Raw genomic sequence first — 25,721 nt, 5'->3', positions numbered from 1 at the left:
CAGAGCAAGAGCGAGCAGAAGAGTCAAAAGTCAGGCATGAAAAATCAGCCTTGCTGATGCTGCGGTCTAAGTTCCCAAAAAGCTACGGCTGCCGCAGCAGCCACATTAAGAGAGTCGACCTGATGTGACATAGGGATGCGCACCACATAGTCGGCCTTACAGATAGCTTCAGCAGGAAGTCCGTCGCCCTCGGTACCCATAATGAGCGCAAGACGCGACTCGTCTTTCAGCGGTTTATAATCAAGAGGCACAGAACGGTCGGTAAGAGCCATTGCCGCCGTGCGGAAGCCAAGGCGTGACAACTCGCCAAACGGATCGTCGCACCATGTCCACGGAACAAGAAAAACCGAACCCATAGACACCCTGACAGCACGACGGTTAAGAGGATCGCACGAATCGGGTGTTATCAGCACGGCATCAATGCCCAAAGCTGCAGCGGAACGAAAGATAGCACCAATGTTGGTTGTGTCGACAACACCATGAATGACTACAACCCGGCTTGCATCACGGCAAACATCACTGACTGAAGGCATGACAGGACGACGCATGGCACACAGCACGCCACGCGTAAGTGTATACCCGGTAAGTCCAAACAAGACATCACGCTCACCGGTGTATATCGGCACATCACCTATACGCTCCACTATATCGGCAGCATCGCCTGTGATATGCTTACGCTCGCACATAAGCGCCAAAGGCTCATATCCGGCATCGAGAGCCACACGTATAACCTTTGGACTCTCAACAATAAACAGACCTTTTCCCGGCTCTACACGGTTACGGAGCTGTGCTTCGGTAAGTTTACCGAATATTTCTACTCCGGGATGACTTAATGATGTTATCTCTATTACAGGCATGCAGCAATGATAATCTTTTTACGTTTGTATTATGACGATACAAAAGTAGCATTTATTTGCCACACTCCATAAATATTCAGGCACAAAAGACTATAGGCAGATGCTGTTTTTATAGAACTTATAAGAAGTTAACGGAAGTTTGCGGCATATCAAGACATTTGATTAATGCCACAATTATATGGATGCACAATATTCTCCCGCATGATAATGGCATATAAAGAACAGCCACAAGACAAACCTACATTAAAATGAAAAATGAACAACAAAACAGCCAAAAACATCTATGACCAACCGGGAATAACATAAAGAAAACCTGCCGCACCATAATGGCACGGCAGGGCAATCGCTAAATCTAAAAGACACTCACGTGCCAATAAAAAAGAAACCAACACGACACTCACGTGCCAAAATAAAAGGAAAATCAAATTACAACGCCAATATAAATGTAGCAATTGTATGACATCAACTACCAACAAATCCGTAATCGGCATTAAGTTTCCATATCAACAAATTACTTTAACCCAAATCAGTAATCAGGCTATGTATTGTTTAATACAATTGGTATATTCATACTTTCAGCCGTATTTGTATTTTCTATCGTCGGAGTTCATAAACCGCACGCCAGTGAAAGGTATACGGTAATCAACCCAATATAAAACAACAATACAGCAGAAAGCTAATAACCAGTTGGGGGTAAATCTCATCAAGCAAATTGTCTATGAAAAGACATCTGCAAGACTTCAGCAGCACTCTGCACAAAAGTCATAATAAAGCTATAATTTGAACATAAGACCGAAAACATAATCAAGCAGCAATAAAGTCAGGCTTTTTCTGGGAGACCCAATTCCCTACGCTGCCGCTGAAGGTCGAGTTCGCGTTTTTGCCGTTCTCTCCTTTCTTTCATCATATCCTGCCATTTTGCATATTGTCCGTCATCAAGAATCTTTTTCATCTTCTTGTCCATCTTCTCTTCACGCTTTTTCATCTGTTCAGCCTTCTCGCTGAAATCTGCATTATCCGTTCCATCACCTGGTCTAGGCCTCATTCCTCTACCGGGCCCCATGCGCATACCATCAGGTCTCATTCCCGAATGCATTCCGCCGCGACCTTCCCCAGGGGCTACCATGCCATCAGGCATTTCTGGTTTATTTTCATCGGCCATGGCCTCAGCTTCTTTCAGGTTGAGCTTGTAAACCTTTTTATATTGCTTTTCTGTAAGTTTCAGTTCCTCTTTCATCCTGTCTGTAAGCTCACGCGCCGAAGTTTCAGGGTCAACAACTTTTCTCATTGCCGGTTTACGGTCCTGTTGCTCTTGTGCATAAACACTCGGTGAGCCCAAGACACAGAAAAGCGACATTGCAAAAGCAGCTATAAAAGTTAACTTTTTCATATCATTTAATTTGTTTATGAAACATTTCTGCGGCAAAATTACAAAATGCGTAATTCAAATAAAAACATAATCAACAAACAGGAAGATTGTATATACCAAAACGAATAGAAATCTTAATCCGAAAAAAAATTTTAATAATCTATCATAAAATCAGTCTTCTATATATGCCGGAATAAGATAAAATACTAATAACAAAAAATTACGGAAGCAAATAATAAAAAGATAAAAGACACAACAAACGCCTAAAAGACATGGAATAATCGGGAATTATGCCTTCACCTTTATTATTTCATTCAAGTCTGTCGTATATCTCTGTGAGGCATGTTCGTGCTTGAGGTGCCAGTCATTGCCTGTGCCCTGCACTGCAATCTTAACCATGCCATAGCCGTTTTTACGGTTTATACAATCTATTGCGGCAGCAAGTCGGGCCTGCTTTGCACGGTCAACCTTATCAAAAAGATAAGTCTGAACAGCCGTGTCAGGACAAATGTCCCACACTATTACACCAGCCTTCTTAAAGCGGCATGTATCAACCGGCCACTGAGAACGCAAGGCATCTACTGCCGTTGACACGAGTTCACGCAAATCATTGGTGGGAACTGTCATCACTGACGTATGGTTTATTGCACGGCGAGGCACATCTGTACGGAAACGGCTTGTATAGGCAAACACTGTAACGGCACCACAACAGCTGTGCTGTTGCTTAAGCTTGCGAGAACATGACGAAGCAAAGTTTGCCACGGCCTCCTCTAAATGACAGAGTTCAGACAAGCCTTCATCGGCAAAACTTCGGCTCGTGCATATGCTCTTTTTCTGCGGCAACTCTTCTATATCTATGCAACTTTCGCCATGAAGTTCACGCCAGGTTCTTACTCCTGATATGGTAAGCATCTTGCGCACCCAACTCTCACTGCGCTGCACCAGGTCGTAGGCGGTGTGTACTCCATAATAGTTGAGCTTAGACACGCTGCGCCGTCCTATGCCCCACACATCAGCCACATCAAGTCCCTGCAGAGCTTTTATACGTTTGCCATCTGTATCGATAAGGCATACGCCATGATAGCCCTTGAAACGTTTGCCATACTTAGAAGCCACCTTAGCCAAAGTCCTGGTAGGAGCAATGCCCATGGTTACCGGTATACCCGTACCCTTGCCTATGGCACGCACAATCTTCATTCCATATTCGCGCAGCATGTCACCGCTGCCAAAACCAGAAAGGTCAACAAAAGCCTCATCAATTGAATATTGACTGACATCGGGAGCGAACTCGGAAAGAAGCATCATTACACGCCTGCTCATGTCGCCATAAAGGGTGTAATTTGAACTGAACACGGCCACCTTGTTTCTCTCGAGCATATCTTTAACCTGATAGAACGGAGTGCCCATGGCAATGCCCATGGCCTTTGCCTCATTGCTGCGCGCTATGATGCATCCGTCGTTATTTGAAAGCACTACGACAGGCGACGTTCGCAAGGCCGGATTGAACACGCGCTCACACGAACAGTAAAAATTATTGCAGTCAACCAAGGCAAACATTGTATAACTATCTTCTTAGCTGCCGTTTTATATTATAGGTAAGAACGCCCCACACGATAAAATTGTTCTCCTCTGTTACCTTTATCGGAGGATAATCGTCATTGGCAGGAATTAACCAAAGACAACTGCCGTCTGGATCTATCCTTACTTTCTTCAGTGTAAACTCGCCGTCGATAAATGCCACGACAATATCGCCGTCATGCGGGTCGATAGACTTGTCGATAACGAGCAAATCGCCATCGTCAATGCCACATCCCTTCATTGAGTCGCCGACAGCACGGGCGTAAAACGTTGTGGCCGGATGACGCACAAGTTCACGGTTAAGGTCAATGCTGTCAGACAAATAGTCTTGTGCCGGTGAAGGAAAACCTGCACGTATGCCTCCGTCTGCATAAGTAAGGCTTAACTCGCTGCTAAGATCTGCCGAATATAGTATAAGGGTCATCTTCTGAGTGCGTTTTTAATCATATCCTCTCTTACAAGTTCCTTCTCCGTAGCCGAGAGTTTAGGCAACTTCACCCTGTCGGGACATTCAGTCTGATACGCCTTAACCTCGTTAATAAGCTGTTGCCAATCGTACAAGAATTCTTCAGAGCAGCCATGCTTACGGTAAATGTCCATAGCCGCCTCCAATATTTCGGGAGCACAGCTGTCGTCACCCTGAAACACAACAGCCGGTATATAGTTGGTTATACAATCTCTCAGTAACCTTAACTGATCCTTCATTAGCGTTTTTAATTAAATTAATGCATAATAGGCGTAACTGCCACAGAAATATGCCAAACGGCAATATGTCAAAGAAAATAGCTTATCTGACAACGGTATCATGTATCACCTGTAAATATCTATTTTACAGCTTATTATGAAGCATGCTGCAAAAGGCATTGTTTTAGCGTTCAAAAAGCCGTCTTTTACAATCCAATATGCCGTCTTTCGGGATGCAAAAGAATGTCTTTTGCAATATCACTACCGGAGCTCAATATAAAAACTTGCCGTGCAATATTCACTCAGCACGATACATTGGCATGTGGGGCGTATCGCACATAGCTCTAACAGTAGCCATAATATCTGATTAGCGGTTATTCATAATCATCTATAACCGAATTGACAAAGTCCATCATTGGCTTACCGACAGCCAGGATGTCTGACATCTCGTCGAGCCATGTGCTCTTTGAAAAGAATGTGTCGGGCACAGCTGTCCAGCAGCAGTAATCTTTCATTCGCAGATACTGGATAAACTCATAATCGCGCGGAAATCCAGACGGAGCAGTCTTCAGACTTTCCAATCCAAACCCCTTAGGTGAATCCCATGTTCCTTCGCCCGGACGGCCAAAGAGTTCTACAAACTTCTTGCTCTCAACAATGCCTCTCCATGTATCTATGTTAGCCATTATCTCGTTTCTGCAGGAAGTAAGGATATTGGTAGGAAGCCAATAGCTGCCACATGACAACAGACAGTGTCCCGGCTCAAAATGGATGTAATAACCTCCATGAAGCGCCTTCTTGCCATGGGCTGCAATATATGCCCCAAGATGAGTCTTGTACGGAGACTTATCCTGCGAAAAACGTGTGTCGCGATAGAAACGGTAAGTTACATCCTTTATTGTAAGATGTTTTACCGAAGGGTCGAACTCTGTAATCCTTGCTATTGCCTCTTCTATACATTTTTCAAACACAGCCTTGGCTGAAAGATATTCGTCCTTATGGCTGTTAAACCATTCCCTGTTGTTATTTTTTCTTATATTTTCAAGAAAATCGAATATTATTTTTGTTTGCATAATACCTACAGACCATTAAATAAGACTACAAAATTCAATAAATAAGAATACCGGTTTACAACTTTGAGCCATCCATTATTTTAGGACAGAAGTGATCAAAAGGACACTTCTCACAATGAGGCTTACGGCTCGTACATACGTACCGGCCGTGCAACAGCAGCCAATGATGTGCATCTGTTGCATATTCTGCCGGGATGTTAGCCATAAGTTCACTCTCAACTTTAAGCGGCGTGTTGGCCTTACGTGTTACAAGTCCGAGCCTGTGGCTCACACGGAACACATGCGTGTCAACGGCAATGACCGAACGGCCGAAGGCTACGGCCTGGATGACATTAGCCGTCTTGCGCCCCACTCCCGGCAGTTTTATCAACTTATCCATTGTGTCGGGCACTTCGCCGTTGAAGTCAGATATCAGCATACGTGCCATGCTGACAAGATGCTGCGACTTGGCGTTAGGATACGACACGCTCTTTATATACTCGTAAACCTCATCCGCCTCCGCCTCGGCCATAGACTTAGCATCAGGATAACGGTCAAACAGCTGCGGCGTGATAGAGTTGACGCGCTTGTCGGTACATTGGGCACTGAGAACAACGGCAACCAATAATTGAAAAACACTACCGAATTCTAATTCGGTAGTGACTTTCGGCATTTCTTCTTTGAAATAATCAATTATGTACTGATACCTATCCTTCTTGTTCATTCTCTTCAGCTGAAGCCTCGGTATTGTTCTCAAAATCAGTTATTCCGTTCTTAACCAATATGTTGTACCATTGATACAGCTTCTTGATGTCGCTGTCGTGAACTCTGTCCTGATCGAAATCCGGAAGAACCTTTGCAAAGTGATCACGAAGTTCCTTTGAAGGACATTTTCTGTAATCTATTGATACCTCGCCACCATTCTCTACTTTATAGAGGTCAGCAAGAATCTTTGTCAAAGGCACATCATCGGCATTTGTATACATGGCTATGTCGTTAAGACTTGTTACACAGTCACTTGCAAACACCGGCATACGCTTATGTGTTTCGTCTACTTTTTCAACTATTAAATTAGCCTTGCCTCTTGATACCAAAATATAAAGGCCTGGTTTTCCTGAGATAGAAAGAATTGTCTGTTTCATCTTTATATTCAAAAAAATTATAATTAAATTAATTACATTATTATCATTACTTGTCCAACGACTCGAGCACCTTGTTTATCTGGCTTTCGATGTCGCTATGACCATCGTTCACGATAACATAGTCGCTCAGCGCAGCCATATCCTCCTGAGACATCTGATGGTTTATCCAGTCGCACGCCTTCTGACGAGAAATGTTATCGCGCTCCATCACTCTCCTTATCCTAACCTCCAATGGAGCAGTGACGCATATTGTCTTGTCAACTAACTTATCGAAACCGCTCGAAAACAAAATAGCACATTCCATCCATGTATAGTCAGAATGAACAAAATCGTCTGCCACGGCAGGATGTACAATAGAGTTGATCTTTTCTGTATTTTCAGGACTCTTCAGCAGAAATGATGTCAGAGCCGGCTTGTTGAGCACTCCGTTGACATAAGCATTGTCGCCCACTAATGCCGTAAGTCCGGCATGTATCTTTTCGGATGTGGCCATAAGCCGCTTTGCAGCATCATCACAGCTGTAAATACGTATACCACGCTTCTCAAGCATACTGCAAATATAACTTTTTCCGCTTCCTATACCGCCTGTAACTGCAACTTTCACCATTTTACTCTACTGCTCCTCTATTAAATAGTCAACCTGATTCACATCCATCTTTGCATTGCGTACTCCGTGAGGAATATAGCGCAGATATACATTACATTTTTCCGACGGACTGTCTATCAGTTCGTTATAATCAACAATAACCTTAAACTTATCAGGCTGAATGGTTCTGAACATGCTGGCACCAACCGTAAACGTAACAGTTACGCGAGACGGGAACGTGCGCAATATTTTTCCTTCCGGCATATTCACTGCAACGATAGGCACCTCGACCTTTTCTTCTGTCAGAATATCCGGGAACAATGATATCTTTACATTATCAGGCACACTCTTGACTCCACGTGTCTTAAGCAACGGCACCTGACGTATCACAGTATCTGTTAAATTTGTTATGTTAAGGCGTTCTGTATATACATATTTAATACTGTCGAGAACATCACGCCCTGCATATATGTCTATTGAATCCGGAGAGAACATGACCTTGGCAAGATAATAGCTTCTACCAAGACGTATCTTTCCGTTTAACTTAACGGGCACCCGCTTCTTTAATCCATAATTGAAAAAGAACTCATACTTGTCGGGCTTTATGCTCGTTATATGGGAAGAATTAAAAAGCTGCTGATATATCATTTTTTTGCAATTCAGCAGAAGCTACGGTTCCTGTACCTGTGTTTTTTGCGTAACTGTTGAACTTGACTTTTATTGGATGTATCTTATTGCTGTACAAATATGTAAGCAGATAATAGCCTTTATCACGAACCGTAACACGTATGTCTGTTGTTGTGTCGCTTGTTAAAACAACATTTTTAGGTATATCGACCAATGTGACCGGTACCTCTATTTCTTTTTCATAGGTTTCATTCAAGGTCATCAACAACCAGAATGTACCGCTTAATATTAAAAAAAACAAGAAAATCAGAAACTCCTTGTTTACAGAACTAAACAAGAAGCTTCTGATGACTTTAAATATATGAAACAATTTTGAATCGTTCATTATTTGTTTTGACCAGCTGTAAGCTCTGATGATGTCGCATCGGCAAATACATAACCTTTGTCAACACGAATTGTCACACCTTTTGCAATCTCTATTTCAACAATATTGGTTGCAAGGTCTATTCTTTTAACCTCACCATAAATTCCACCGCCGGTTACGACCTTTGTACCTTCCTGAAGAGCATTCTGGAACTTACGGATCTCTTTCTGCTTCTTCTGCTGAGGACGTATCATAAAGAACCACATGATAGCGAATATAGCCACCATAAAGATTAGAAAACTCATACTTCCTCCCTGCTGAGCCTGAGAAGCCAAAAACATAAATGTGTTCATTTCGTTAATTCAGTTAATTTTATTTATTAATTCATTTTTTATTGTCACTTATAGGTTTCAACAGCACGCCAGTATTTATAAGATGCCTTGCAATTGTGTCAAGCATACCGTTGATATATCCGGCACTCTTAGGAGTGCTGTAAACCTTTGCCAAATCAACGTACTCATTAATAGTAACGTTAATAGGGATATTGGCAAATGTAAGCATCTCGGCTATTGCAATCTGCATAATCACGACATCCATATATGCTAGACGTGAGAAGTCCCAGTTACGTGAAGTCTCGCTCATATAATGCTGATACTTGTCTGCATTTAATATCGTTGAGCGGAAAAGTTTACGTGCAAAGTCCTTGTCTTCGTCATCTTTATACTCCGGCAGCAGTTCCTGCTTATCATCATTTGCAGGATCAAAGCGCTTTATTGTCTTCAATACAAACGTATCAACAATCTCTTTGTCATCATTCCAATAAAGACTTTTTTCCTCGAGCAGAGCATCAAGTTCCTCATTTTCCATAATGAACGTCTTATAAAGCTTGCGCCACAATTCACGGTCTGCCTCATAAGAAGAGTCATCACTGCTCATATAGTCTGTGTAGATTCTGCTCTGAACGATCTGAGAATATAGTTTTCTTACGAACTCTATATCATCATCCCATGTCTGTTTCTGAGTTGAGATAAAGTCACAGAGCTGCTGGTTTGCCTCCAGCTGTATGGCAAACTTATTATCAACGAACTTACTTGACGGCATGGCAGTATTTTCTCGGTTGGCCCTTGCCACTTCGACATCATAATGCTTGCGTGCCTCTTTTGACACGGCAACAACCAATGCCAATAAATAATGGTAAAGATGATAAGCTTTTGAAAGACTGAACAACAATTCTTTCTCTGCCACATCTATATTCCGATTGCCGTTTTGATAGTATGCATAGGTTAACTGGACTATCTTTATTCTAATTAATTCCCTGTTAATCATTATTTTATAGATTATTTTCTATTTTAATACGTGCAAAAGTAGGTAAAAATAAGAACATTTGCAAGAAAATGGTATAGTTTTTATATGTTTTTATTGTTATTATTTGCTCATTAGAATAAAAAGTAATAACTTTGCATCGCTTTTTTCAGAGCACATCGTGAAATTTATTCTCGTGTGATGGTGAATTAAGCAAGATTTTATTAACTTAATTTAGAGTAACACAATTATTATGAAAGAAATTGAAGTAACCGGTAAAAAAAGAAGTACCATCGGTAAGAAATCTTCTAAGAACCTGAGAAAAGAAGGATTTATCCCATGTAACCTTTATGGTGAGGCAAAGGACGAAAACGGCGCACCTAAAGCATTGGCATTCACATGCCCGATGAACGAGCTCCGCAAAATCGTTTACACTCCTCACATCTATGTAATAAACCTTATTATCGATGGTGAAAGCCATACTGCAATACTGAAGGAACTGCAGTTCCACCCGGTAACAGACGCACTTCTGCACGTAGACTTCTATGAGGTTAACGACCAGAAGCCTATCACAATCGGTATACCTGTTAAGCTCACAGGTCTTGCACAGGGTATCCGCGATGGTGGACGTATGAACCTTTCTATCCGCAAAATCAACGTTACAGCTAAATATCAGGATATTCCTGAGCACCTCGACATTGATGTTACTGACCTGAAGATCGGTAAGAGCATCAAGGTTGGCGACCTGCACTTCGAAGGTCTGGAGATGGCTACAAGCAAAGAGGTTGTTGTATGCTCAATCAAGGCTACACGTAAATCTAATGCAGCCAGCAAAGCTGAAGACGCTGAATAATAACTAAAGAATGGATAAATACTTGATTGTAGGACTTGGAAATCCTGGTGATGAATACCAGAATACCAGACACAATACCGGATTTATGATATTGGACGCTTTCGCGAAAGCGTCCAATATTATTTTTGAAGACCGCAGATACGGCTTTATAGGAGAAACATCCATAAAAGGTCGCAAACTCATACTGCTTAAACCAACTACATACATGAACCTCAGCGGCAATGCCGTTAGATACTGGATGAACAAAGAGAACATATCTCTTGAACATCTTCTTGTTGTAGTTGACGACTTGTCATTGCCATTAGGCGCATTACGTCTGAAAGCAAGCGGAAGCAATGGCGGGCACAACGGTCTGGGAAATATCCAAAGCGTCATCGGTACGCAACAGTATTCACGTCTGCGTGTAGGCATCGGCAACGATTTTCCTAAAGGAGCACAAGTAGACTGGGTATTGGGAAAATACGACGAAGAAGACATGAAGACGCTTACTCCGGCAATAGACACATCTATCGAAATAATCAAAAGTTTTGTACTGGCTGGAGTCAACATTACAATGAATCAATATAACAAAAAGCACCAATAATGGCAGACACTGCGAGAATAGACAAATGGCTGTGGGCGTCAAGAATATTCAAGACACGCTCACTGGCCGCCAATGCCTGCAAGAACGGAAGAGTAACCATAAACGGCGTCAACGTAAAGCCCTCGCACATGGTTAAAATAGGGGAAACTGTATCCGTGAAGAAGCCTCCTGTAACATACTCATTTAAGATATTACAATGCATAGAACAACGCGTAGGCGCCAAGCTCATTCCTGGCATTTATGAGAATGTTACAGATCCTAAACAATATGAAATTCTTGAGATGAACCGCATCAGCGGTTTCATTGACCGTGCACGAGGAACAGGTCGTCCGACAAAGAAAGAAAGAAGAAGTCTGGACGCATTTATAGAACCGGCAGAATTCGGATTCGACGACTGGGATGACTCTTTCGATGACGATGAGTTTTGAAAACAATAATATCATTAAATACAAACCAAATGACAAACATCGCAATATTTGCATCCGGAAACGGCACTAACTGTGAAAATATAATAAGATATTTCACTGACCACAAAGATATAAACATTAATCTTGTTATCAGCAACAAGCAAGATGCTTATGTCTTGACTCGTGCCAGCAAATATAATGTTCCCTGCAAAGTATTGACAAAAGCAGAAATAAACAATGCGGAGATAATGTTGTCTTTGTTAAAAGAGAATGATATTAATTTCATCGTATTAGCAGGATTTCTGCTCATGATACCTGATTTTCTCATTGAAAATTTTGAAAATAGAATTATAAACATACATCCGTCACTACTGCCAAAATTTGGTGGCAAAGGCATGTACGGACATCATGTTCATGAAGCCGTTAAAGCTGCAAAAGAAACAGAAACAGGCATCACGATACACTTTGTGAGCAATGTATGCGATGGTGGCGCAATCATAAAGCAATATACAACCCCACTCACGGAAAACGACACGGTAGAAGTTATCGAGTCAAAGGTTCATGAACTTGAACAGAAATATTTTCCGAAGACAATAGAAGATGTTGTGTTAAAAATGAATTCTTAATCTGGTCCTCTAGATTTCCGTACAATATATAACACAATAAGCTCCACACATTAATATGTGTGTTTCACACAGCTTTAATTACCAAGTTATATCTCCATTTAGATAAACGCATAAAAGCCAGTGATATATTTTGCTGACTGCATTAATTGTACAATTTATTCTGCATGCAATGCAATATAAAATCGGCATAGTATATAAATCAAAATGCCAACTCAAAACCAGTTTTACCACTAAACAATATTAGACTTACCATATTAACACTTTCCTTTTTATAAATCTGTTTTATAAAACAACCAATATACCGAAACCATAGACGACCTATTTTATATAAATAAAAATAGGTCATAAGCTTCTGACCTGTTGTGATAAAAATAGAACGAAACCAACAAAAAACACATACAACTACAATACAAAAATCCACATAAATAAGGATTGCACATAAAATGTGTAATACTTAATTTTGCAGGCGAAAATAAAAACGGTGAATACAAATGGATACAAAAAAATAACATACATGGCAGTTGCCTTGATGTGGTTAACAACAACCGAAAGTCAGGCTGCAGTGTTTAAATATTGTGGTAACACTGCATTTTCTGAAAACAAAGTCTCTTTGACAGACGTTGCAAATAAAATTGAAGCAACAGACACTTCACGAGTATACAACCTTGATGAAGTTGTCATCGTATCACAGCCCAAAGAAGCTTTGCTTCTGAGGCAGCAGCCACTTAGCTCTTCAATGTTCACCGGCAACGACATAAACAGCCTTGGAATAACAGACCTGAGCATGCTTGCCAGCTATGTACCTTCTTTCGCAATGCCTGCATACGGTTCACGTCTTACATCTTCAATGTATATCCGTGGTATAGGCTCGCGAGTAAACAATCCTGCAATAGGAATATATGTCGACGGCATCCCCATGGTAAACAAGAGCGCATTCAACATACATACATACCAGATTGACCGCGCCGACATTCTACGTGGTCCACAAGGCACACTGTATGGCATGAATACAGAAGGCGGACTGTTGCGCTTATATACCAAAAATCCGATGAAATATCAGGGAACAGACATTCATCTTGGTCTGGGCACACATTTTCAAAGAGATTTTGAAGCAGCTCATTACGGAAAGCTTGGTGATAACGCTGCCTTCAGCATTGCAGGTTTTTATAGCGGAAGTAACGGATTCTTTAAGAATCAGACAACAGGCAACAGAGCTGACAATTATAATGAGGCTGGCGGCAAGGCACGCTTTGTGTCAAGACTAACAGACAGGTTCACAATAGACTTTACAGCCGATTATCAGTATGTAAACCAAAACGCCTTCCCATATGGTCTGCTTGACATAACGACCAACAATGTTGAATCACCATCGGCCAACAGACAAAACAGCTATAAACGAAATATGCTTAACACTGGCCTTAACCTTAAATATGCAACAGACAAATTTACACTGACATCAACCACAAGTTATCAGTTCATGGACGATTGCATGATGATGGACCAAGACTACCTTGCATCCGACTTTATGCATCTGGAGCAGCGGCAGCTCACTAACGCAATAACACAGGAACTGACCGTAAGAAATAACACAGAAGGTAAATGGAAACATGCTACAGGCCTTTATGGATCGTACCAATGGCTAAGAACTGACGCCCCTGTATTTTTCGACGAAGACTTTACCGGCCGCATATCAGGCGGAATACAGTCGGCAATGTATAATTCAATACTTAAGGCAATGATCGACAAGATGGTTGCAGCAGGCATGCCGCAGGCTGCAGCCGAAAAAGCAGCTGCTGCTGCAATAGAGAAAGCTGGAGGAATTAATGTAAGCGCAGACATGAAAGTTCCGGCTACATTCAACACTCCACAGCTCAACATCGGCGTTTTCCATGAATCTAACATCAGTCTTACAGACCGGCTGACAGCCACACTTGGACTTAGATACGACTACAACAGGGTAAAAGTGCATTACGACACATACGCTGCAATGGCAATTACGGCAAATGTTATGGGACAAAGCATGACAAACACATTGACATCAATGCTCAACAACATGTCGCACGACAACTATAGCCAACTACTTCCGAAAGTAGGTCTTAGCTACACAATTGACTCTGACGGAAGTAACGTGTATGCCACTGTATGTAAGGGATACAGGGCCGGAGGCTACAACATACAGATGTTTTCAGACATACTTCAACATGAACTTAACGAAAACAGCAACAAAGCCATGACCGGGAGCTACGACATACCTCACACACAGGCAGACTATGATGAAATAAACAATACGATATCATACAAGCCGGAGGAAAGCTGGAACTATGAAATCGGTGCCCATCTTAACCTGTTTGACAATAAGATTCATGCCGATTTAGCCGTGTATTACATGCAGATACGCAACCAGCAATTATCAGTAATGGCCGGTGAATACGGATTCGGACGAATGATGGTCAATGCAGGAAAAAGCATAAGCTGGGGACTTGAAGCAGCACTGCGCGGCAGTGCGTTCGACAACAGTCTTACATGGTCGGCTGGATACGGCCTTACAAGAGCGACATTCAAAGAATACAACGAGACAAGCAATGACACCGAGATAAGCTACAACGGGAAACGTGTGCCATTCATACCTATGCACACCCTAAATGCCAGAGCTGACTACAGAATAAGGCTCAATGGGTCAGCCGTACAGTCTGTTGTCATCGGCGCAGACGTAACAGCTCAGGGACGCACATACTGGAATGAGGCCAACACATACAGCCAGCCATTCTATGCTCTGTTAGGAGCACATGCCGACATTAACTTCACCGGCGTAAGCCTGAAACTGTGGTGCCGTAACATTACAGACACTCATTACAACACATTCGCATTCGACAGCAGCGCATCCGGACAAACCATTTATCTAGCTCAGCGCGGCACTCCGATACAAGCAGGATTTGACATCGACCTACATTTCTGACACAATGGAGGACAGAAATTTACATAACAACAAGCAACAGATAATTTTATAAGAAATGATAAAACAGACGGAATTTACACTGAAGCCGCGTACACGAGGCTTTCATCTTATAAGCAACGAGATAATAAGCCAGCTGCCGCAACTGCCTAAAAACGGACTGCTTAATCTATTTGTTAAACATACAAGCTGCGGACTTTGCATAAACGAAAATGCAGACCCTGACGTACGCACAGACATGGAAGGCATATTCAACCACATAGTACCCGAAAATCAGCCATACTTTTGTCATACCCTTGAAGGAAGCGATGACATGCCGGCCCATGCAAAATCTGTCATATCAGGCGTGAGTCTCAGCATACCCATAACTGACGGCCGTCTGAATCTCGGCACATGGCAGGGTATTTATCTCTGTGAATACAGGAGCCACGGCGGCCCGAGACGCATAGTTGCCACGATTATAGGCGAATAAACACACCACTGTCAGCACTCTTTGGTATTTAAATTAACAAGAACCCGCACAAACGGAGCAGACAATAATAAAACTGGCCATATCATAACACTCTTTTCTGAGTGATGATATGGCCAGTTTTGCTTTAATAGGCAATTATATTAAAAGTAAAGCCATATAATTTTGTATGAATGGTTTATCACTGCTTATCCGGCCACAATAAATACCGGTTTGTCAGAACGGGAAAAGCAGAGGCAGAACAAACACCATAACCAGACCTATAATTATCTGCAGAGGAAGTCCAACTTTTACATAGTCCATAAATGTGTACCGCCCGGCCTGCATGACAAGTGCATTTGGCGGTGTTGAAAACGGTGAGGCAAAACACATGCTGGCACCAAGCGTAACAGCAAAAAGGAATGGATATGGACTTAACCCAGTTTCCGTCGCGGAAGCCAAGGCAATGGGAGCCATAAGCACAGCCGTAGCAGTGTTGCTTATAAACATAGTAAGAAGCGACGTCGTGAAATAAATTCCTGCAAGCAACACAAACGGGCCGTATGCACCCAATCCGCTTACAAGCGAATGAGAAATCAATGCCGAAGCTCCGGTTTTCTCCAGTGCCACAGACATAGGCAACATGGCAGCAATAAGCACCACGCTCTCCCAGTTAATTGTCTTATATGCAGCCTCAACGTTACGGAAACATCCCGTAAGCACCATCAGCACGCCGGCTATCATAACAGCCGTAACTGGAGCTACTGGAATAAAGTCGAACACCATCATGGCTATCATTAGCAACATTATGCAGGCTGCCAGCGGTGCCTTATAGTCGAGAGTAACCTTTGCGGCCTCTTCGAGCGGCTGTCCCAGCACCACCCAGTCGTCCTCATCCCTGCCTAAACGGCTTATGTTGGCCCATGTTCCCTGAACCAGAAGCACGTCGCCCCCATGCAGGCGCACATCAGGCAGACCCTCCATTATATATTCGCCCTTACGCCTTATGCCGATTATGTTTATGCCATATTTAGAGCGGAACGACGACTCCTTTAGCAGACGGTTTACGAGGCGCGATGTAGGCAGCAATACTATCTCAGCAATGCCAATGTCATAAAAGTCGAGTGACTCATGGTCTGCACGTCCGTCAGAAACAGCCTTTGAAGGGATGTCCAAAGAGTAGTCTGCAGCAAGCCGCAATGCCTGTTCTCTCTCCCCTATCACGTATATTATGTCGCCGTCCTGCATTATTGTATTCGGACCGGCAAGCTTCTGACTTACACTTTTTATTATACCCTTCTGCCTGGTTGTCTCACGCCTTATTTCCAGCACAGTAAGTCCATAACGGTTGTGTACGTCAAGCTCAGCCACAGTCTTTCCCTTAGCCTTCGATCCGGCCCCTACGACAAAGCGCGAAAGGTTTTCATCAAGACGGTATTCACGCACAAGTTCGTCGAGAGATTTTGTCTTGTGCTCCTTATCCTTGTCGCCGTCATTTTTCTTGACAAGCAGCCACTTGCTGAGCGGCAGAAGCACGATGATGCCGATGACGATGCATATCAGTCCGACAGGAGTGAACGAGAAAAACGACAACGGAGCATAGCCATTCTCAGAAAGAACGCCCTGAATAACAAGGTTGGGCGGCGTACCGATAAGCGTCAGCATACCGCCAAGGCTGCTGGCAAAGGCTAACGGCATGAGCAGGCGCCCCGCACTTATGCCGGCCTTGGCTGCAAGACTCACAACGATAGGCAACATAAGGGCTACCGTACCCGTGTTGCTGACGAATGCCCCAATAACGGATGTAACTGTCATAACCAGAAGAAACAGGCGCAGTTCGCTGTCGCCTGCCAGCTTCATTATGCGTCCGCTTATCATCTTTGCAAGTCCTGTCTGAAATATAGCTCCGCCAACAACAAACAGGCCTACCATCATTATCACCACCGAATTTGAAAAGCCAGAAAGAGCCTCTTCAGGCGTCAGTATGCCCAACGACATAAGCAGTATAAGAGCACACAGGGCAACAATGTCTGAACGTATTTTTCCTATTGCAAAAAAGAAAGCGGAAACAGCAAGTATTATTAATGTCGTTATCATATAAACAAGAATAGTTTTCTGAATCAGTCTATCAAAAAAAACATGACATACACCTACGGCCGCAAACCTGCCAGCACGACAGACATACAGCTCAGGCAACCATGTTATATGGTTATATGCAAAGATAACCATTTTAAAAGAAAGACTGCTGACGGGCTTCTCTTTTTTACTATCCTTTAACGAAACAAATAAAACCCGTACTCCGTGCTACATAACATTTAACTTTTAAAAATAGGTGCACAGGATTGCATTTTAACCGAAAAGCAGTATTTTTGTAACAAAGTTAATCAATACAGTAAAGATGAATCTATTTGCCAAACGAATATCCGACCTTCTGAACATCAACATAAAATATGTTGACAACACCCTGGAGCTGCTCGACTCGGGATGCACCATCCCCTTCATAAGCCGTTACAGGAAAGAACGTACAGGAGGGCTTGACGAAGTTCAGATAACACAGATTTGTGAACTGAACGAGCGCATGAAGGAAACCGCCAAACGTAAGGAAACCATAATAAAGACAATAAGCGAACAGGGTAAACTTACCCCCGAACTGGAAAAGCGTATTAACGAATGTTGGGAGCCGGAAGTGCTTGAGGACATCTACATGCCCTACAAGCCGAAACGGCGAACAAGGGCCCAGGTGGCAAGGGAGAATGGTCTCGAACCGCTGGCAACAATAATAATGCTGCAACGCGACAGCGCCCCCGAGACAACAGCACGGAGATTTATAAACGAGAACGTCAAAAGCGAGGAAGACGCCATAAAGGGAGCTTTGGACATTATAGCCGAAAATGTCAGTGAGGACGAACGCTCACGTAGCCAGCTGCGCAATGCCTTCAGACGCGGGGCAATAATAACCTCGAAAGTAATAAAGAGCAAGGCCGACACTGACGAGGCCGCAAAATATTCGGACTACTTTGATTTCTCCGAACCGCTGAAAAGATGTTCGTCACACAGATTGCTGGCAATGAGGCGGGGCGAGAAGGACGGCATACTGCGCGTAAGCATTTCTGCCGACGACGAAGAATGCGTTGAAAAGTTAAAACGTCTTTTCGTAAGAGGCTACGGCAGGTGCTCAACACTAGTAGGCGAAGCTGTGGCCGATTCGTTCAAGCGTCTGCTTAAGCCTTCAATAGAAACGGAGTTTGCCACCCTGAGTAAGGAGAATGCCGACGGCGATGCCATAGCCGTATTTGCAGAGAATCTGCGCCAGCTTCTGCTTGCCGCGCCTTTGGGACAGAAGCGCGTGATGGGCATCGACCCTGGCTTCCGTACAGGATGCAAGGTGGTATGCCTCGACGAGCAGGGCAACCTGCTTCATCACGAAGCCATATTCCCCCACCCTCCGCGCAATGAACAGATAGAAGCATCAACACAGATAAAGGAGATGGTGAAAAAGTATGGCGTAGAGGCCATAGCAATAGGCAACGGCACGGCTAGCCGTGAGACTGACAGATTCGTAAAGACTCTCGGACTTGCAGACAGCATACAGGTCTTCACAGTAAGCGAAGACGGAGCTTCAGTTTATTCTGCCTCAAAGACTGCGCGCGAGGAGTTTCCCGACAAGGACGTAACCGTGCGCGGTGCCGTAAGCATAGGCAGGCGACTTATGGACCCTCTGGCTGAACTTGTAAAGATTGACCCTAAAAGCATCGGCGTAGGACAATATCAGCACGACGTTGACCAGGCCAAGCTGAAAAAGAGCCTTGACCTTACCGTTGAAAGCTGTGTCAACTCGGTTGGTGTAAACCTTAACACCGCCAGCAAACACCTGCTCACCTATGTGAGCGGCCTTGGACCGACGCTTGCACAGAATATAATAGACTACCGCACGGCCAACGGAGCATTCCGTAGCCGTTCTCAACTGCTGAAGGTGCCACGGCTCGGCCCGTCGGCATTTGAGCAGAGTGCAGGTTTCCTGAGGATACCGGACGCAAAAAATCCGCTTGACAATACAGCCGTACACCCTGAAAGCTATAAGATTGTAGAGAAAATGGCAAAAGACTGCGGATGCAGCGTGGCAGAACTGATTAAAGACAAAGACAAGCGAAAGAGCATCAGGCTTGACAGATATGTAAGCGAAAAAGTAGGCATGCCAACGCTAACAGATATTATGGCCGAACTTGAAAAGCCTGGACGCGATCCGCGCGAACAACTCGAAGAGTTTGAATTTGATCCTAACGTGAGCACTCCCGACGATCTTGTTGAAGGCATGGTTCTGCCGGGCATTGTAACCAACATTACCAACTTCGGAGCTTTTGTCGATATTGGAGTTCATCAGGACGGACTGGTGCACATATCACAGCTTGCCGACAGATATGTAAGCGACCCCACACAGGTTGTCAAATTACATCAGCACGTAATGGTGAAGGTTATAGAGGTAGACCGCAGACGCAACAGAATATCGCTTTCGATGAAAGCATGCAAATAATGTATTAATGTCGGTTGAAATATATGTCACTTTATTTCAACCGACAAAATATTTTATAATCGTTCTGTTTTATACCTTTTATCAAAATAGCTCAAAGCAGCACCAATAGCAGTACAATATTCAGAATATTCAGGGATAATGAGTTTTACACGATATAGTTTCTCAATAGGAGGAAACACCCTACGGCATTGAGGCAGCAAAGTTAGATTGCCAATCATAACATACTCGCGAATATCACTGCCTATCGAAGCCAACACCGCAGACTGTCCGACAGACTGCAAGACAGCCCAAATCAGCCCGATGGCAATATCTTCACGAGAAGCATCACTTTTTGCATTACCAAACAATGAAGCTACTGCAGACATCGGTAATCCAGGCAACGGTTTGGCACTTATGTCACCAATAGTTAAATTTATCTTTGACACGTCACCATTCATCGCAATCTCTGACACAGTACGTATGTCATCTGTCTTCAGCATAAGACGCGCCAAGCCCTGCAGAGTTCCGCCTCCAATCCCTATTCCGCCAATGTGCTCTATCTTATCGCCGTCACATTTTACAAGAGATGTTCCGGTGCCCATGCTCACAACAATTATCTTGTCCCTTCCTGACTCATGTCGGGCACCAAGTCCGTCAGCTATAAACTCGTTAGCTTTATCGGTAGGCAAGCCATAAACAGGTTCGTTTATATATGCGCTGCCAACACCTGTAAGCATAACATGCTCTACATCAGAAAGTTGTATCTTATTGTCATACAGATACTTTCCGAATGCACCATATAAAGAAGTAACAGGGTCTGTTGCCTTGACACGTATAGGCGAAACAACATGCCCGTCACGTATTCCAACTATTTTTGTCGTACTGATTCCGACATCAATACCGATAACTATTCCCATAATATTTAAACTTTTTACAAAGACAATGATTAGCAAGAAAAAAGCCTAAGCAGAACTCACTCTATAATATAAAGAAAAACCGCAACCTCTCATCAAAGAGATTGCGGTTAATATATAAGATTCAGTTACATCTTATTTTACTTTCTCAACGATAGCCTTGAAAGCCTCAGGATTGTTTACAGCGAGGTCAGCAAGAACCTTACGGTTAATCTCGATACCAGCCTTGTGCAAAGCACCCATAAGTGTTGAGTAGCTCATATTCTCAAGACGAGCTGCAGCATTGATACGCTGTATCCACAAAGAACGGAAGTTACGTTTCTTGTTACGGCGATCACGGTAAGCATAGGTCAAACCTTTCTCCCATGTATTCTTGGCAACTGTCCAGACATTTTTTCTAGCTCCGTAGTATCCACGAGTGAGCTTTAAAATTCTTTTTCTTTTTGCTCTTGAAGCAACGTGATTTACTGATCTTGGCATAATTTTTTTCCTCTAATTTTTGTTCGACATTGATTAACGGAGACACAGCAAGTCGCGTACCTGCTTCATGTTGCTCTGGTCTACGATTGTCTGGTGTACCAGATTACGTTTCTGCTTCTTTGTTTTCTTAGTCAGGATGTGACTGTGGTAAGCATGATGTCTCTTAATCTTACCTGTACCGGTGAAACGGAATCTCTTCTTTGCACCGGAATTTGTCTTCATTTTTGGCATTTTTTCTTAAATTTAAATTAGTTGTTATTTATTAGCTGTGGCAACGTATATACCAGGACGTTACGCACATATTTATTATTTCTCGTTAATTTAGTCGTTTCCTTCACTGAGCTTTTTCAGTGCATCAGCTCCGTTCTTGGCGTTATCAAACAGGCCACCGGCTGCAGAAACATTCTTCTCGGCAACGCTGTCAGCTGCTTTTGCTTCAGCCTCACGACGCTCACGGTCCATCTTCTGCTGGCTCTTCTTGGCAACACCAGCCTTTTTCGGACTTAGATAAAGGAACATCTTCTTGCCCTCAAGTGCCGGCATCTGCTCAACTTTACCATATTCTTCCAAATCGTTAGCGAAACGCAACAGCAGCACCTCACCTTGCTCTTTAAACAAAATTGAGCGACCGCGGAAGAATACAAAAGCACGAACCTTATTGCCTTCTTCAAGGAACTCTTTCGCATGCTTCAACTTAAAGTTGTAGTCATGCTCATCGGTCTGAGGTCCGAATCTTATTTCTTTTACCTCTTGCTTAACCTGCTTTGCCTTAAGCTCCTTAGCACGTTTTTTCTGCTGATAGAGGAATTTACTATAGTCGATGAGACGACATACAGGTGGCTGTGCATTAGGAGATATTTCCACAAGGTCAACACCTTCCTCACGCGCCATCTCCAACGCCTGACGTGTTGGTACTACTGTTGATCCGTTATCACCTACGATACGGACTTCCTTTACGCGAATTTGTTCATTCACGCGATAATGATTGTTCTTGTCGTTCTTCATTCAACTATTTCATTCAACTATTTTATGAAAATCGGGTGCAAATTTACTATTTTTCAATCAATCAACAAAATATTTCTTACCTTTTTTATCTTTATCGTCAAAATCATTATGAAGGACATGTCTTGCACACCTAAATTATTGACTTACATATACATTTTTGATTTCCAGAATGTAAGCATCATGATATCCGCCATGCGAACCGCCGTACCATTTGCTTATTTCAGGATTGAGAAAACACTCAGGCTTGATGTTGTCTTTATAAAGCTTTTCACACTCAAGCGTAAGACGTGCCTGCTTAAACGTAACGCTGCCGCATTCTGTGTCAACCGGCATAAGTTCTGTTGCCTTGACTTTATCACATTCACGGCCTGACTTTGAACCGCAAAGATTGTATATGCTGCGCATATCTGGATCTTTTCCTAGAAAGGACAACGTCACAACGGCATTGTCTTCAATAAAATCATGAGTAAAACGTTCGGGCCTAACAAATATCACGGCTACAGGTTTATTCCATAACCACCCTACACAGCCCCATGAAGCTGTCATGACATTAAAATGGTCTCTGTTGCCTGATGCTATAAGCATCCATTCTTTGCCTATTGCTTCTATAAAATTTTCGTTCAGAGTTTTTATATCTACCTTCTTCATCTTCTGTCATTTATAAATAATAGTTGCAAAGATAATGCAAGATTACAGCAAAGCAAAACTAAGAGCCGAGTTTTTGTATTGCCGGCAAAGATATTGTCATATTTGAAAAGATTTCTTTTTGAACTATGCATAAAAAATTTGAAACTGCCCTGCTTACTGAGGACAGTTTCAAATAAGAACTTAAACATTCAAACTGTTATGGTATTAACACTTTTGACGCAACATCGTTTATGCAAACCACATACATACCAGACTGAAGAGCAACCGACATACTGCCGGAGTCTGATGCAGCCGAATATACTTTCTGCCCGGCCAATGTATAAACAGAAAGTGCCGAGCCATCATTCAGATTATCTATGTTCAACATTCCCGGCGCAACTCTAATCAGCGGCATTTGTCCCTCTGAAACAGAAGCAATTGATGTTGTTGTGGTCATGAAGTCTTTCCATTGTTCTGCCTCTTTATACTTATCGATACTTTCTTCAGGAACAAACAACTTGCACTTGCCTACCGGAGTGAGATTAAAGACATAAGAACCGAGACTTGGCGGCTCAACGGCATAAACGCTGAACTGCTGCAAACCAGATAACCCGGAGAAGCACTCTGTACCTATATGTGAAACGCGACTGCCTAAAGACACACTGAGCAATCCACTGCAATTCTGGAACACGTAATCGTCTATATATTCAACACTTTCGGGCAACGTGATATCATCTAAAGATTTACATGAATAAAAAGCACTCCAGTCTATACGGGTAAGCTTGTCATTCCAAGCTATATCTTTAAGTGCCGTACACTCAAAGAATGCTCCATTTCCAATAGTCTCAAGGTTTGCGCCCAAAGTCAGCTTCTCTAAAGCCGTACAATTATCGTATTTACAACCGATTATTACTCAATATTTTATAGATAATAAGTCAGAAATATGGTTGTTATTTTTAATTGCACATTCTAAAAGGTGAAGATTTAACGCTTTTATTGATTATTAACTCAAAAAGGACATCAACTTGGGTCGTTTCTTCTCTTTTCCTTGCTATTCGTTTCCGATATTCCACTTTTGTTTTGGTCTATCTCATATGTACTGCAAAGGTATTGATTTTTGTTTGATATTGCTCCTTGCTTGCTCCTTGTCGTAGATTAATTTTCACACAGGAATTTTTGTTCTCTTTCTATAGGGGCTTGAAACAATCCATTTATTGGAAACAATTAAAGACGGAGCTGGTTTGCCCCAGTGCTTTTTAAGAAACAGGGCAATTATTTTATCTCCACAAAGGCTCTTGTTCCCAATTATGAGGAAAGCCTAATAAACGAGTTCTTACTGATGGGTATTTCGATAAAAGCTGCTTGAAATCTGCAACAAAAGTGTTGCCCATAGAAATGGAGTTAAGCCAATACACCACATAGCAGAGTTGCGGATAAAGTGTTTGTTCACGGAACGAGAAATCCGTAATCCATGTGTTTGGCATACGCATAGGCATCATTGGCTTGACAGGAAAGACCCGATTTGACAGTCTTGAATGATGGGCGCAGCAATTACGAAGTACGGGTCTGGGTACGGATTAAAAGGCTAAGTGATTATTTCCAGTCATTTAGCCTTTTTGATAATTAATTTTTCCCCACATTTTCCCCACAGCTGTCTATTTATATATTTTTATATATTTTAGAAACATATTTTTCCGTAAAGTTATGTACCTTTGTCGGCAAATAAAGATATTCTCGTCAAACAAATATAAATAATATAAACATGGAAAAAAACAGAAAAAAACAAATCGTAGTTTTGAGTATAGCTTTAGTTTGCATTTTCATCTTGGTATTTTCATTGTTCCATAAATCAGCGACAAAAGATAGCGCAAATCCTCCTTTAACAAATGTTTTGACTGATAGCATTTCTCAAATTGTCTCAGCTTGTCCTGGCGAAATTGGTGTGGCGGTTATTGTTAATAACAGAGATACGGTTAAGGTCAATAATAAGAGTGTTTATCCTATGATGAGTGTGTTTAAGGTTCATCAGGCATTAGCTCTTTGTAATGACTTTGACAATAAAGGAATTTCACTTGATACCTTAGTAAATATAAATAGGGATAAACTTGACCCAAAGACTTGGAGTCCTATGCTGAAAGATTATTCAGGGCCAGTCATATCATTGACAGTGAGAGATTTGCTGCGTTATACTCTTACTCAGAGTGACAACAATGCAAGCAACCTTATGTTTAAGGATATGGTTAATGTCGCTCAAACAGATAGTTTTATAGCCACACTCATTCCTCGTTCAAGTTTTCAGATAGCTTATACGGAAGAGGAAATGTCGGCTGACCATAACAAGGCTTACTCTAACTATACATCTCCTCTTGGTGCTGCAATGTTGATGAATCGTTTGTTTACTGAAGGTCTTATCGATGATGAGAAACAAAGTTTCATTAAGAATACGTTAAAAGAATGCAAAACAGGTGTAGATAGGATAGCAGCTCCACTTCTTGATAAAGAAGGGGTTGTTATAGCGCATAAGACAGGTTCAGGTTCTGTTAATGAAAATGGTGTTCTTGCAGCTCACAATGATGTTGCCTATATATGTCTGCCTAATAATATCAGTTATACCTTAGCGGTATTTGTTAAGGATTTCAAGGGAAATGAATCACAAGCGTCACAATATGTTGCGCATATATCAGCTGTAGTATATTCTTTATTAATGCAAACTTCAGTAAAATCTTAAACTGCACTTGCTTTGATAATTAATGA

The 25,721-nt window shown here is 42.4% G+C and carries 28 protein-coding genes; 8 read left to right on the top strand and 20 right to left on the bottom strand.

The window, feature by feature from the left end:
• Positions 1-44: 44 nt before the first annotated feature.
• The 13 genes from ACU52_RS03320 to nusB form a co-directional block, all read right to left on the bottom strand.
• Positions 45-857: a TrmH family RNA methyltransferase gene (locus tag ACU52_RS03320; protein ID WP_053397747.1), complete on the bottom strand. Its 813-nt coding sequence runs from the start codon at positions 855-857 to the stop codon at positions 45-47.
• An 820-nt stretch (positions 858-1,677) separates the two neighbouring features.
• Positions 1,678-2,247, bottom strand: coding sequence for a hypothetical protein (locus ACU52_RS03315; protein WP_053397746.1), 570 nt, complete (start codon positions 2,245-2,247; stop codon positions 1,678-1,680).
• A gap of 267 nt (positions 2,248-2,514) precedes the next feature.
• Positions 2,515-3,783 (bottom strand): Y-family DNA polymerase, encoded by a 1,269-nt coding sequence (locus tag ACU52_RS03310; RefSeq protein ID WP_053397745.1) that lies wholly within the window; start codon positions 3,781-3,783, stop codon positions 2,515-2,517.
• 7 nt (positions 3,784-3,790) lie between these two features.
• Positions 3,791-4,228 (bottom strand): LexA family protein, encoded by a 438-nt coding sequence (locus ACU52_RS03305; protein WP_021855570.1) that lies wholly within the window; start codon positions 4,226-4,228, stop codon positions 3,791-3,793.
• Positions 4,225-4,509 (bottom strand): hypothetical protein, encoded by a 285-nt coding sequence (locus ACU52_RS03300; RefSeq protein WP_021855569.1) that lies wholly within the window; start codon positions 4,507-4,509, stop codon positions 4,225-4,227. The genes ACU52_RS03305 and ACU52_RS03300 overlap by 4 nt, the downstream gene beginning before the upstream one ends.
• 353 nt (positions 4,510-4,862) lie before the next feature.
• A complete protein-coding gene (locus ACU52_RS03295; protein WP_053397744.1) occupies positions 4,863-5,561 on the bottom strand; it encodes a DUF2461 domain-containing protein in 699 nt (232 codons plus the stop codon).
• Positions 5,562-5,616: 55 nt separating this feature from the next.
• Entirely contained in the window at positions 5,617-6,264 is a 648-nt protein-coding gene (gene nth, locus ACU52_RS03290) for an endonuclease III (protein WP_053397743.1), read from the bottom strand.
• Entirely contained in the window at positions 6,248-6,682 is a 435-nt protein-coding gene (locus ACU52_RS03285) for a DUF5606 family protein (protein WP_053397742.1), read from the bottom strand. The genes nth and ACU52_RS03285 overlap by 17 nt, the downstream gene beginning before the upstream one ends.
• Positions 6,683-6,728: 46 nt before the next feature.
• Positions 6,729-7,289, bottom strand: a complete 561-nt coding sequence (gene coaE / locus ACU52_RS03280; RefSeq protein ID WP_053397741.1) for a dephospho-CoA kinase — start codon at positions 7,287-7,289, stop codon at positions 6,729-6,731.
• 6 nt (positions 7,290-7,295) lie between these two features.
• Positions 7,296-7,916, bottom strand: coding sequence for a CdaR family protein (locus tag ACU52_RS15775; RefSeq protein ID WP_316936639.1), 621 nt, complete (start codon positions 7,914-7,916; stop codon positions 7,296-7,298).
• The gene (locus ACU52_RS15770) at positions 7,894-8,280 is read right to left on the bottom strand and encodes a hypothetical protein (protein WP_316936638.1); all 387 of its coding nucleotides are present in this window, start codon (positions 8,278-8,280) and stop codon (positions 7,894-7,896) included. Before ACU52_RS15770 ends, ACU52_RS15775 begins: the two co-directional genes overlap by 23 nt.
• The gene (gene yajC, locus ACU52_RS03270; RefSeq protein ID WP_021855563.1) at positions 8,280-8,612 is read right to left on the bottom strand and encodes a preprotein translocase subunit YajC; all 333 of its coding nucleotides are present in this window, start codon (positions 8,610-8,612) and stop codon (positions 8,280-8,282) included. The genes ACU52_RS15770 and yajC overlap by 1 nt, the downstream gene beginning before the upstream one ends.
• Positions 8,613-8,643: 31 nt before the next feature.
• Positions 8,644-9,585, bottom strand: a complete 942-nt coding sequence (gene nusB / locus ACU52_RS03265; RefSeq protein ID WP_021855562.1) for a transcription antitermination factor NusB — start codon at positions 9,583-9,585, stop codon at positions 8,644-8,646.
• A gap of 229 nt (positions 9,586-9,814) precedes the next feature.
• Between nusB and ACU52_RS03260 the strand changes: the two genes are divergently transcribed.
• The 6 genes from ACU52_RS03260 (at position 9,815) to ACU52_RS03235 (ending at position 15,455) form a co-directional block, all read left to right on the top strand.
• A complete protein-coding gene (locus tag ACU52_RS03260) occupies positions 9,815-10,414 on the top strand; it encodes a 50S ribosomal protein L25/general stress protein Ctc (RefSeq protein WP_021855561.1) in 600 nt (199 codons plus the stop codon).
• 10 nt (positions 10,415-10,424) lie between these two features.
• A complete protein-coding gene (gene pth, locus ACU52_RS03255) occupies positions 10,425-10,997 on the top strand; it encodes an aminoacyl-tRNA hydrolase (RefSeq protein ID WP_021855560.1) in 573 nt (190 codons plus the stop codon).
• Positions 10,997-11,425 (top strand): RNA-binding S4 domain-containing protein, encoded by a 429-nt coding sequence (locus ACU52_RS03250; protein ID WP_021855559.1) that lies wholly within the window; start codon positions 10,997-10,999, stop codon positions 11,423-11,425. The genes pth and ACU52_RS03250 overlap by 1 nt, the downstream gene beginning before the upstream one ends.
• A gap of 29 nt (positions 11,426-11,454) precedes the next feature.
• Complete coding sequence (gene purN / locus ACU52_RS03245; RefSeq protein WP_021855558.1) at positions 11,455-12,030, top strand: phosphoribosylglycinamide formyltransferase; 576 nt, start codon at positions 11,455-11,457, stop codon at positions 12,028-12,030.
• Between the two features lie 610 nt (positions 12,031-12,640).
• Complete coding sequence (locus ACU52_RS03240) at positions 12,641-14,986, top strand: TonB-dependent receptor (RefSeq protein ID WP_239684858.1); 2,346 nt, start codon at positions 12,641-12,643, stop codon at positions 14,984-14,986.
• A gap of 55 nt (positions 14,987-15,041) precedes the next feature.
• Positions 15,042-15,455 carry a secondary thiamine-phosphate synthase enzyme YjbQ gene (locus tag ACU52_RS03235; protein ID WP_021855556.1) on the top strand — a complete coding sequence of 138 codons (414 nt, stop codon included), beginning with the start codon at positions 15,042-15,044 and terminating at the stop codon, positions 15,453-15,455.
• 213 nt (positions 15,456-15,668) lie between these two features.
• Here ACU52_RS03235 and ACU52_RS03230 read toward each other — a convergent pair whose 3' ends face one another.
• Positions 15,669-17,528 (bottom strand): SLC13 family permease, encoded by a 1,860-nt coding sequence (locus ACU52_RS03230; protein ID WP_053397769.1) that lies wholly within the window; start codon positions 17,526-17,528, stop codon positions 15,669-15,671.
• A gap of 301 nt (positions 17,529-17,829) precedes the next feature.
• On the opposite strand from ACU52_RS03230, the gene ACU52_RS03225 reads away from it, so the two are divergent.
• A complete protein-coding gene (locus ACU52_RS03225) occupies positions 17,830-19,962 on the top strand; it encodes a Tex family protein (protein ID WP_053397740.1) in 2,133 nt (710 codons plus the stop codon).
• Between the two features lie 53 nt (positions 19,963-20,015).
• On the opposite strand, the gene coaW is transcribed toward ACU52_RS03225, so the two are convergent.
• The 6 genes from coaW to ACU52_RS03195 form a co-directional block, all read right to left on the bottom strand.
• Complete coding sequence (gene coaW, locus ACU52_RS03220; protein ID WP_021855553.1) at positions 20,016-20,858, bottom strand: type II pantothenate kinase; 843 nt, start codon at positions 20,856-20,858, stop codon at positions 20,016-20,018.
• 132 nt (positions 20,859-20,990) lie between these two features.
• Entirely contained in the window at positions 20,991-21,335 is a 345-nt protein-coding gene (gene rplT, locus ACU52_RS03215) for a 50S ribosomal protein L20 (protein WP_021852324.1), read from the bottom strand.
• A gap of 33 nt (positions 21,336-21,368) precedes the next feature.
• The gene (gene rpmI, locus ACU52_RS03210) at positions 21,369-21,566 is read right to left on the bottom strand and encodes a 50S ribosomal protein L35 (RefSeq protein WP_021855552.1); all 198 of its coding nucleotides are present in this window, start codon (positions 21,564-21,566) and stop codon (positions 21,369-21,371) included.
• A 90-nt stretch (positions 21,567-21,656) separates the two neighbouring features.
• Complete coding sequence (infC, locus tag ACU52_RS03205) at positions 21,657-22,340, bottom strand: translation initiation factor IF-3 (protein ID WP_053397739.1); 684 nt, start codon at positions 22,338-22,340, stop codon at positions 21,657-21,659.
• Positions 22,341-22,475: 135 nt separating this feature from the next.
• Positions 22,476-22,988 (bottom strand): flavin reductase, encoded by a 513-nt coding sequence (locus ACU52_RS03200; protein WP_053397738.1) that lies wholly within the window; start codon positions 22,986-22,988, stop codon positions 22,476-22,478.
• A 196-nt stretch (positions 22,989-23,184) separates the two neighbouring features.
• On the bottom strand, positions 23,185-23,874 hold the full coding sequence (locus tag ACU52_RS03195) for a leucine-rich repeat protein (RefSeq protein ID WP_262503037.1): 690 nt from the start codon (positions 23,872-23,874) through the stop codon (positions 23,185-23,187).
• An 855-nt stretch (positions 23,875-24,729) separates the two neighbouring features.
• Between ACU52_RS03195 and ACU52_RS03190 the strand changes: the two genes are divergently transcribed.
• Positions 24,730-25,695: a CfxA family broad-spectrum class A beta-lactamase gene (locus ACU52_RS03190; RefSeq protein ID WP_008617283.1), complete on the top strand. Its 966-nt coding sequence runs from the start codon at positions 24,730-24,732 to the stop codon at positions 25,693-25,695.
• Positions 25,696-25,721: the final 26 nt, after the last annotated feature.

Source organism: Xylanibacter rarus (assembly GCF_001275135.1).
Lineage (GTDB): Bacteria > Bacteroidota > Bacteroidia > Bacteroidales > Bacteroidaceae > Prevotella > Prevotella rara.
The sequence above is the reverse complement of the archived record's forward strand: the minus strand, read 5'-3'. Positions and strand labels throughout refer to the sequence as shown.

What these genes read in the sequence shown, in the direction of transcription:
- ACU52_RS03230 (WP_053397769.1), bottom strand. Translation starts at nt 17,528, where the DNA reads ATGATAACGACATTAATAATACTTGCTGTTTCCGCTTTCTTTTTTGCA.
- ACU52_RS03235 (WP_021855556.1), top strand. Translation starts at nt 15,042, where the DNA reads ATGATAAAACAGACGGAATTTACACTGAAGCCGCGTACACGAGGCTTT.
- ACU52_RS03250 (WP_021855559.1), top strand. Translation starts at nt 10,997, where the DNA reads ATGGCAGACACTGCGAGAATAGACAAATGGCTGTGGGCGTCAAGAATA.
- ACU52_RS03300 (WP_021855569.1), bottom strand. Translation starts at nt 4,509, where the DNA reads ATGAAGGATCAGTTAAGGTTACTGAGAGATTGTATAACCAACTATATA.
- ACU52_RS03305 (WP_021855570.1), bottom strand. Translation starts at nt 4,228, where the DNA reads ATGACCCTTATACTATATTCGGCAGATCTTAGCAGCGAGTTAAGCCTT.
- ACU52_RS03225 (WP_053397740.1), top strand. Translation starts at nt 17,830, where the DNA reads ATGAATCTATTTGCCAAACGAATATCCGACCTTCTGAACATCAACATA.
- rplT (WP_021852324.1), bottom strand. Translation starts at nt 21,335, where the DNA reads ATGCCAAGATCAGTAAATCACGTTGCTTCAAGAGCAAAAAGAAAAAGA.
- coaW (WP_021855553.1), bottom strand. Translation starts at nt 20,858, where the DNA reads ATGGGAATAGTTATCGGTATTGATGTCGGAATCAGTACGACAAAAATA.
- nth (WP_053397743.1), bottom strand. Translation starts at nt 6,264, where the DNA reads ATGAACAAGAAGGATAGGTATCAGTACATAATTGATTATTTCAAAGAA.
- ACU52_RS03200 (WP_053397738.1), bottom strand. Translation starts at nt 22,988, where the DNA reads ATGAAGAAGGTAGATATAAAAACTCTGAACGAAAATTTTATAGAAGCA.
- rpmI (WP_021855552.1), bottom strand. Translation starts at nt 21,566, where the DNA reads ATGCCAAAAATGAAGACAAATTCCGGTGCAAAGAAGAGATTCCGTTTC.
- ACU52_RS03190 (WP_008617283.1), top strand. Translation starts at nt 24,730, where the DNA reads ATGGAAAAAAACAGAAAAAAACAAATCGTAGTTTTGAGTATAGCTTTA.
- pth (WP_021855560.1), top strand. Translation starts at nt 10,425, where the DNA reads ATGGATAAATACTTGATTGTAGGACTTGGAAATCCTGGTGATGAATAC.
- yajC (WP_021855563.1), bottom strand. Translation starts at nt 8,612, where the DNA reads ATGAACACATTTATGTTTTTGGCTTCTCAGGCTCAGCAGGGAGGAAGT.
- ACU52_RS15770 (WP_316936638.1), bottom strand. Translation starts at nt 8,280, where the DNA reads ATGAACGATTCAAAATTGTTTCATATATTTAAAGTCATCAGAAGCTTC.
- purN (WP_021855558.1), top strand. Translation starts at nt 11,455, where the DNA reads ATGACAAACATCGCAATATTTGCATCCGGAAACGGCACTAACTGTGAA.
- ACU52_RS15775 (WP_316936639.1), bottom strand. Translation starts at nt 7,916, where the DNA reads ATGATATATCAGCAGCTTTTTAATTCTTCCCATATAACGAGCATAAAG.
- infC (WP_053397739.1), bottom strand. Translation starts at nt 22,340, where the DNA reads ATGAAGAACGACAAGAACAATCATTATCGCGTGAATGAACAAATTCGC.
- ACU52_RS03285 (WP_053397742.1), bottom strand. Translation starts at nt 6,682, where the DNA reads ATGAAACAGACAATTCTTTCTATCTCAGGAAAACCAGGCCTTTATATT.
- nusB (WP_021855562.1), bottom strand. Translation starts at nt 9,585, where the DNA reads ATGATTAACAGGGAATTAATTAGAATAAAGATAGTCCAGTTAACCTAT.
- coaE (WP_053397741.1), bottom strand. Translation starts at nt 7,289, where the DNA reads ATGGTGAAAGTTGCAGTTACAGGCGGTATAGGAAGCGGAAAAAGTTAT.
- ACU52_RS03310 (WP_053397745.1), bottom strand. Translation starts at nt 3,783, where the DNA reads ATGTTTGCCTTGGTTGACTGCAATAATTTTTACTGTTCGTGTGAGCGC.
- ACU52_RS03315 (WP_053397746.1), bottom strand. Translation starts at nt 2,247, where the DNA reads ATGAAAAAGTTAACTTTTATAGCTGCTTTTGCAATGTCGCTTTTCTGT.
- ACU52_RS03320 (WP_053397747.1), bottom strand. Translation starts at nt 857, where the DNA reads ATGCCTGTAATAGAGATAACATCATTAAGTCATCCCGGAGTAGAAATA.
- ACU52_RS03260 (WP_021855561.1), top strand. Translation starts at nt 9,815, where the DNA reads ATGAAAGAAATTGAAGTAACCGGTAAAAAAAGAAGTACCATCGGTAAG.
- ACU52_RS03295 (WP_053397744.1), bottom strand. Translation starts at nt 5,561, where the DNA reads ATGCAAACAAAAATAATATTCGATTTTCTTGAAAATATAAGAAAAAAT.